The sequence below is a fragment of the Nitrosomonas supralitoralis genome (assembly GCF_003011925.2).
Classification (GTDB): Bacteria; Pseudomonadota; Gammaproteobacteria; order Burkholderiales; family Nitrosomonadaceae; genus Nitrosomonas; species Nitrosomonas supralitoralis.
On sequence record NZ_PXXU01000086.1, the window covers coordinates 1 to 7293 of the forward strand.

The 7293-nt window shown below is 47.0% G+C and carries 3 protein-coding genes; all 3 read right to left on the minus strand.

The window, feature by feature from the left end; translation table 11 throughout:
• Positions 1-91: 91 nt before the first annotated feature.
• The gene (locus C7H79_RS15940) at positions 92-1273 is read right to left on the minus strand and encodes an NAD(P)/FAD-dependent oxidoreductase (protein WP_106708244.1); all 1182 of its coding nucleotides are present in this window, start codon (positions 1271-1273) and stop codon (positions 92-94) included.
• Between the two features lie 590 nt (positions 1274-1863).
• Positions 1864-4992, minus strand: coding sequence for a bifunctional proline dehydrogenase/L-glutamate gamma-semialdehyde dehydrogenase PutA (putA, locus tag C7H79_RS15945; RefSeq protein ID WP_106708246.1), 3129 nt, complete (start codon positions 4990-4992; stop codon positions 1864-1866).
• A 739-nt stretch (positions 4993-5731) separates the two neighbouring features.
• Positions 5732-7087, minus strand: a complete 1356-nt coding sequence (locus tag C7H79_RS15950; protein WP_106708245.1) for a hypothetical protein — start codon at positions 7085-7087, stop codon at positions 5732-5734.
• Positions 7088-7293 lie beyond the last annotated feature (206 nt).

Sequence of the window (7293 nt, forward strand, 5' to 3'; positions counted from 1 at the left end):
GATGGCAATTGTATAATCGAGTCGATAAATTTTTCATTTCCCCATTATCGTACAGGCGTAGTTAACTTAACAAACAGTATCGAAACAACGATTAGTCCGTTATTCTTCCTATTAGCGTCTCGCGGGAATGAATGGCTTTTTCCTTAATTAACTGAGTGGCGACGTCAACTTGCCCCCACGTGTTCCAAAGCAGGACACCGCGCACCTGTTCATCACGTAAATAGTAAATTACACCTTTACGGAACGGTTCCTTCCAGTCTTCGATAATATCGTAGCCAGCATCCAGTTCTCCCACTGCTTCGTAACCCAGGTCAAACAGATCGGAATAAAAGAAAGGTTGGTGACGATAAGTATCTGACTGCCCGGCCATGTTTCGACCCGCCATCTTTCCCATGACGTTCGAATTATCCTCATGTTCAACGCGCATACGCTTACCCAGCACTTGGCTGTGGAAGTTCGCCACATCGCCCGCTGCATAGATGTCGGGATTGCTTGTGTGCAGTTGTTCGTCTACGATAATACCGTTGTCTATCGCAAGTCCGGCTTGTACTGCCAACTCGGTGTTGGGTAGAATACCCAGCCCTGCCACAACTCCATCCACGGAAATCTCAGTGCCACTTCCCGTGGATACAATGGACTTGCCGCTACCGGTAGCTCGCACTGATTTGATGGTTTCAGACGCGAGTAAGGTGACTCCCTTTTCACGGTAATAGGAATTAATGAACTCAACTAGAAGCCGTGGATAAACGCGTGCGCCGATACCGCTCTCCGGAAAAATCATCGTGACACGCTTGTTGTTCATAGCTAGTGCCGCACCGATTTCGGAGCCGATGAAGCCCCCGCCGATTACTACAAAATCAGATCCTTGCTCACTTAACTCACGCAGCTTGCAATAATCATCGGCGGTTCTGAAATAGATTATGTTTTTGTCTGAATCGGGCAAGCGCCGTACTGAGCCTCCTGTGGCTAATAAAAGCTTTTCATAGGTATACACGTTACCAGCATCATCTGTCGCGGTTTTTTTAGATGGATCAAGTGCCACAACTTTCTTGCCCAGATGTACTGCGACATTGAGTCCATCAGCATTACGCCAGATGGATTCATACGGTGCATCCTTCCACAACGATTTAGAAAGGGGGGGGCGATCATAAGGCATATGACGCTCCTCGCAAATCATGGCAATGGCACCTGCTCGGTCAATTTCACGGATACCGTGAACAGCGGAATCTGCAGTCATGCCACCGCCGACGATGAGGTATTTATGATGTTTCATGATAGATTTCCTTTATGAACGGGCTCAGTTAAAAAAGTGTTGACTAGAGTAAGTATCAGATATTTTTTAATATATGGTGTAAGAAACGAATTGTCTTTCAAGAAGACGGATTTTTTCTATAGATTCCTGCCCACTTATCATATATTCATTGGTGCTTACTTGAACACATGCATAAATTCGAACCCTTTGAACATGTAATCCATGTTGTTTAGGAATTTACACCTGCCGGTGCGCCGTCGTATTCTCTGGATATTTTTTCTTATATCTGTACATAGCCTTCTTTTTCCATTCTCAAAGCCAATATTTATCTGAAGCTCAGATTTTTTGTAACAGAGCCAAAAACAAGATCTTGCCAAGATAATAACTCTCGCAGGATACCCTACTTTATATTTGACCTTATATTAACGCAATCTTTTTTCAAGAAGCAAAAATCGCCCGTCTCAAATCTCAATAATGATTAGCCGATATTCATTCACATCGAATATTGTACGATTCCAGATGGAAATCAATGATATTTGCACCGAGTCGCTAAATTTTTCATTTATTTATTATCGTTCAGGCGCAGTTAACTTTACAGCACCTCTTTTAACCTAAGAATCGCTGTTAGGTTTAATCTCGTGAAGTGACATTAGTGCAGCATTACCTCCTATTGCTGCCGTATTGACAGTGACAACTCGTTCAGTCGCAAAGCGCTGCAGATAATGAGGGCCACCTGCTTTTGGCCCGGTGCCGGACAATCCTTCGCCTCCGAAAGGTTGCGAGCCGACGACAGCGCCAATGATGTTGCGGTTGACGTAGACATTACCGCAATGGGTGTGGCGGGTGATATAGTCGATGGTGGTACCGATACGGCTATGGATGCCGAGAGTAAGACCGTAACCACTACTGTTAATGGCTGCAACCACATCATTCAGTCGACTTGCCGGATATCGAATAATGTGAAGAATAGGACCGAACACCTCATGCTGGAGCTGATTGAATTTCTCGATCTCATAAACGCGCGGGGCAAAATAATTTCCCTGTTTGCTGCTCCAGGGGAGTCGCATCGCCTTAATCAGACGTGCCTCGCAGTTCATTCGCTCGCTATGTTGCTGCAGGTCATCGTGAGCAGACAAACTGATGACGGGTCCGATGTCCGTACTGAGATGCATGGGATTACCGATATATAATTCATCCATCGCGCCGCTGAGCATTTCGAGGATTTGCGGTGCTATTTCCTGCTGCAAAAAAAGCACGCGCAGTGCCGAACAACGTTGTCCGCAGCTGTTAAAAGCAGAAGTGATAACATCTTTCACTACCTGTTCTGGTAATGCGGAACTATCGACGATCATGCAATTCTGCCCCCCGGTCTCTGCAATAAAAGGAAGAATACGCGTGCCCTGAGCAAGTGCCTGGTTGATCTGCCGGGCTGTACTGGTAGAACCGGTAAAAGCGACACCGGCGATGCGTGTATCACTTACCAGTTTCGTACCGATTTCCCTGCCGCTACCCGGAACAAAATGCAACACCTCTTGAGGAATGCCAGCTCTGTACAACAAGTTTATTACGTACGCAGCACATAGCGGTGTGAGTGCTGCTGGCTTGGCGATAACGCTATTACCGGCTGCGAGAGCAGCAGCAATCTGACCGGTAAAGATAGCCACTGGAAAATTCCACGGACTGATGCAGATGAATACGCCGCGACCCAGCAATTGCAATTGACTTCTTTCCCCTGTGATACTAGGTAATGTGATCGGGTGCTCAAAATATTGACGCGCCTGAACGGCATAGTAGCGACAGAAATCAATAGCCTCGCGCACTTCGTTGAGTGCATCCTGAATGGTACGCCCACCCTCGCGAATGATGCGCGCCATCAATTCGGCACGCTGTTCCTCAAATAGTTCTGCAGCCCGTTCCAAAAAAGCGGCACGCTCACCTGCGGCGCGATTAGCCCATCCGGGTGCGGCGTCATACGCAACAATGAGTGCTTTGTCGGCAGCGTTCATATCTGCGAGTAACACTTCGCCAATCACATCAGCACGATCAGCGGGGTTGAGAATAGTTTGCGCGTTGCCTTTGAGGACTTGACCATCAACGATGGGTGCGGCAAGCCATGGTTGCCGGCACGCTTCTTCCAATGCTTGATCGAGGTGCCTGTGTGCTTCGCGATCGGCGAAATTGATGCCCCTCGAGTTGAGTCGTGTCTCACCATAGACATAACGAGGTATAGAGATAGGCGGATGGTGGTGTTCAAGCACGCTGACAGGGTCAGCGATGATCTCTTCCACCGTGATGCGCTCATTGACGATCTGATTAACGAAAGAATTATTGGCGCCATTTTCCAACAGTCTGCGCACCAAATAGGGAAGCAACGCCTGGTAATCGCCGACAGGTGCATAAACGCGGCAATTGAATTGCGGATGCTCATCAAGTACGATGGCATAGAGTGCCTCACCCATGCCATGTAGACGCTGAAACTCAAAGGAGCGGGATTCGGCCATGACGATAAGGGTGGCGACAGTCCGGGCGTTATGGGTGGCAAATTGAGGATAGAGCAGATCACCACTTTCGAGGAGGCAATGGGCGCAGGCAAGGTATGAAATATCGGTCGCAGCTTTGCGGGTAAATACCGGGTAATCGTCGAGACCACGTTCCTGCGCCAGTTTAATTTCAGTATCCCAGTAGGCTCCTTTGACGAGACGGACTGGAATCTGGCGTTTGCACTCGCACGCCAGTTGCGCGAGCCAGTCAATAATAGGAATGGCTCGTTTTTGGTATGCCTGTACCGCCAGACCGAAGCCATGCCAACCATCAAGTTTGTCATTGTGATAGACGATTTCAAACAAGTCGAGCGAGAGATCCAGTCGCTCCGTCTCTTCGGCATCGATGGTCATGCTGATATTGGCAGCTTTGGCGGCAAGCGCTAAATCCAACAGATGCGGCGTTAATTCGTCAAGCACGCGCTGCCGCTGAGTATATTCGTAACGTGGATGGAGCGCAGAAAGTTTTACCGAAATACCGGGATGATCCAATCGTTCACCTTCGCAAACCTGCTCACCCAAAGTGGTAATGGCATGGTGATAAGCATTCCAGTAGCGTGCGGCATCAGTCCTGGTGAGGGCAGCTTCACCGAGCATATCGAACGAATAACGATAGCGTTTGTTTTCATCATTGCTACTGCGCGTGAGCGCTTCATCAATGGTGTTGCCCATGACGAACTGATGACCGACGAGACGTATTGCCTGTTTAATCGCCATACGGATCATCGGCTCGCTGCTACGACTGACAAGACGATTGAAAAATGATGAGGATACCTCAAGTTTGACAAATTTTCCCGAAAGCAACAATCCCCAAGTAGATGCATTGACCAGCCATGATGCGCTATGACCGAGGTGGCGACTCCATTCGGCGTTAGAAAGTTTGTCCTGAATCAGCCGGTCAGCAGTAACCGCATCAGGAATGCGCAACAGCGCCTCGGCCAGACACAGCAGCACCACACCTTCCTGGGTACTGAGATCATACTCATGGAGCAGCGCATCAATGCCATTTCGCGTCTGCTCTCTATTGCGTATTTTATTCGCCAATTGTCTCGCTAACACATCTATTTGTGCTTGCTTGTGCTCCCAGTGCCTAATGAAAGGAAACAAAGTGTTGAGGTGATCAGTCTCGTCGCGAAGATAGGCACGGTTGATGGCGGTTCTAGAGGGAATCAAAGAAGGAAATATGATGTCATGGATCATGATGGCCGGTATCACTTATGTCAGATTGACAACTAATTGCTCTTCCTGATTTTTCTGATCGCTGCATATCGTCAAAACAATTAGGACAGATTGGTGCCTGAATCAAGAGCTACTGCAACTCAACAGGCTTGAATTTATTAATTATCGTCATACAATTGAAATCACGTCGCTAGTAACTGAAAAATATCGCCCACTTCTCCCGCCTTGAATCTATTGCTCGCCAGAAATATCTCATCATGGAGAAATGTATCACCATACCTCTGATGTTGACGTCTTAGCTTACTGGCGTATCGAGTACTAATCTTGATGCACCATAATCGAATCGATTCATGAGTTAGATCGATCTTCTTTTCAGACAATAGACCTTCGATATCTCGATTACCTTAGGTTAAATCAGTGATAGAGCTACACTGCATATTGATTGATTTCAGATAGAAGTCGATGGTATTTGTATTGAGTCGCTGAATTTTTCATTTCTTTCTTATCGTTCAGATGCAGTTAACAAGGCAGTGCCTTATAAACAATAAAGAGTTGAATCTTTTCGGCCATCTAGTTTATCTTACACACTTGCAGGTAAACAACAAGTTAAACTAAGAACTCGATTCTGTTAGGAAATTACTATTCACAGTACACGCTCATAGCTCGTGAAAAAATTTCATTCCATAGCTTTGCCAACGATGGCGGCGACCCTTTTGTGATGAGTCGCCGTTTAAAGGTCAGCACTCTAATTAATGGGCTGTTAAAGTGACTTGAGGTATTCGACGAGATCCGCCTTTTGTGTCGCTGACAGATTCAACCGAAGGTGCTTATCATAATGATCAACCACGGCAGGAAGGTCCTGTGCACTCCCATCATGAAAATAGGGAGGATGTTGCAGAAGTCCCCGCAACGGCGTAGTCCGGTATTTCTTTGTGGCGGTTCTCATGGCGTATCCCGGGTCTGTGCCGACTTCAGATGGATCATGCAAAAATGGCACGTTCCGATTTGGCCCAAGATGCACGTCCGTAAAGTGTGGCGGTTGATGACAGGTGGCACAACCCGCCTCTTTACGGAACAGATGCTTGCCTCGATGAGCAGCTATTCGATCGAAGCTTCCTGCGGGAGCCTGTGGAGATCGTAAGCTCAATTGATAATCGAGCAGAGCCGGCAGCTTCGGCGTGACCAAATCCGGGGTCTGTTTGATAGTGATGTTAATACGAGGATCGTTGAAGCTTCCATGACCGCCCATTTGTCCTACACCAACATAGCTGTTCCAATAAGAGATTGGTCCTTCCGCAGTATATGTTTCAAAGCCGACACCCTTCAGTCCATAAATTGGTGGAATGACGACCGGCAGAGACGGATTATTGAGGGGAATGATGTTAGTGCCGTCAAAGTAGTGATGTCGTGGATCGTACATACCCGGACCCCAGCTTCTGAACTCCGCCTTCGTAGCCTCGTCCAGAACTGGCGACAATGCAACGATCGCCCCGACGTTCAAGTCGGTATTGGCCCATCCATCGAGCCGCTTGCCAATGCCCGGTGCAAATGAATTGTCGACGGACGAATGGCATAGCGCACATGTTATCCCAACACTGGTGAGCTGACCTGTATTGTCAACATTGCCCCTTACTCCGACCACCGCATTCAGACGCAGCAGTGCAATTGTCACTACAGGATCCGTCAAATCAACTTGATTTGCCCGAAGTGCCGCGACAATTTCCTGCGGCAAGGCTTCGACATCGACTTTGAGACCGACAGACAATGCAGTTGCCGGACCAACCCAAGATAACACTTCATGCATCCGTAAAACGTCGGTCCACAATTGCTCGTCGCCGAAGGTATCGAAGCGGAAAATTGCTTGCCCATCTCGGTGCATATGTTTACCATCATCGATGACATGAAATTTGTCAGATAGAATGTGATGCTGACTACCATTGTGCTTCTGTGTGTTGTTGCTCGAAGTGCTAATTTCCTGCTCTGCCCAACTTGCGGGAGCGATTGTCAAAATGGCAAAGGACATCGTCAGAGTAAGTACAATAGCGATACAAGAGAAACGATTTTCCTTCAAATACTCATAACTAGATCTGCAGCTTATAACCAATGATTTATTCATGTTATGCCTCATAAGTAGTTTAATTGTTTTCAAGAAGATTCATCGTATAAGTGAAAAAACACCCAAATAAATGAAGAGTAATTGTGTTTTAATTGCATTCACCCAATGATTATTATCCGACATGATGCAAATAACAACGCTTTAGTAATTGTGGTTTAATATAACTAAGCTATTGATCTTATTTAGTAGGTATCTCGATTTGTAAA

What these genes read in the sequence shown, in the direction of transcription:
- putA (WP_106708246.1), bottom strand. Translation starts at nt 4,992, where the DNA reads ATGATCCATGACATCATATTTCCTTCTTTGATTCCCTCTAGAACCGCC.
- C7H79_RS15950 (WP_106708245.1), bottom strand. Translation starts at nt 7,087, where the DNA reads ATGAATAAATCATTGGTTATAAGCTGCAGATCTAGTTATGAGTATTTG.
- C7H79_RS15940 (WP_106708244.1), bottom strand. Translation starts at nt 1,273, where the DNA reads ATGAAACATCATAAATACCTCATCGTCGGCGGTGGCATGACTGCAGAT.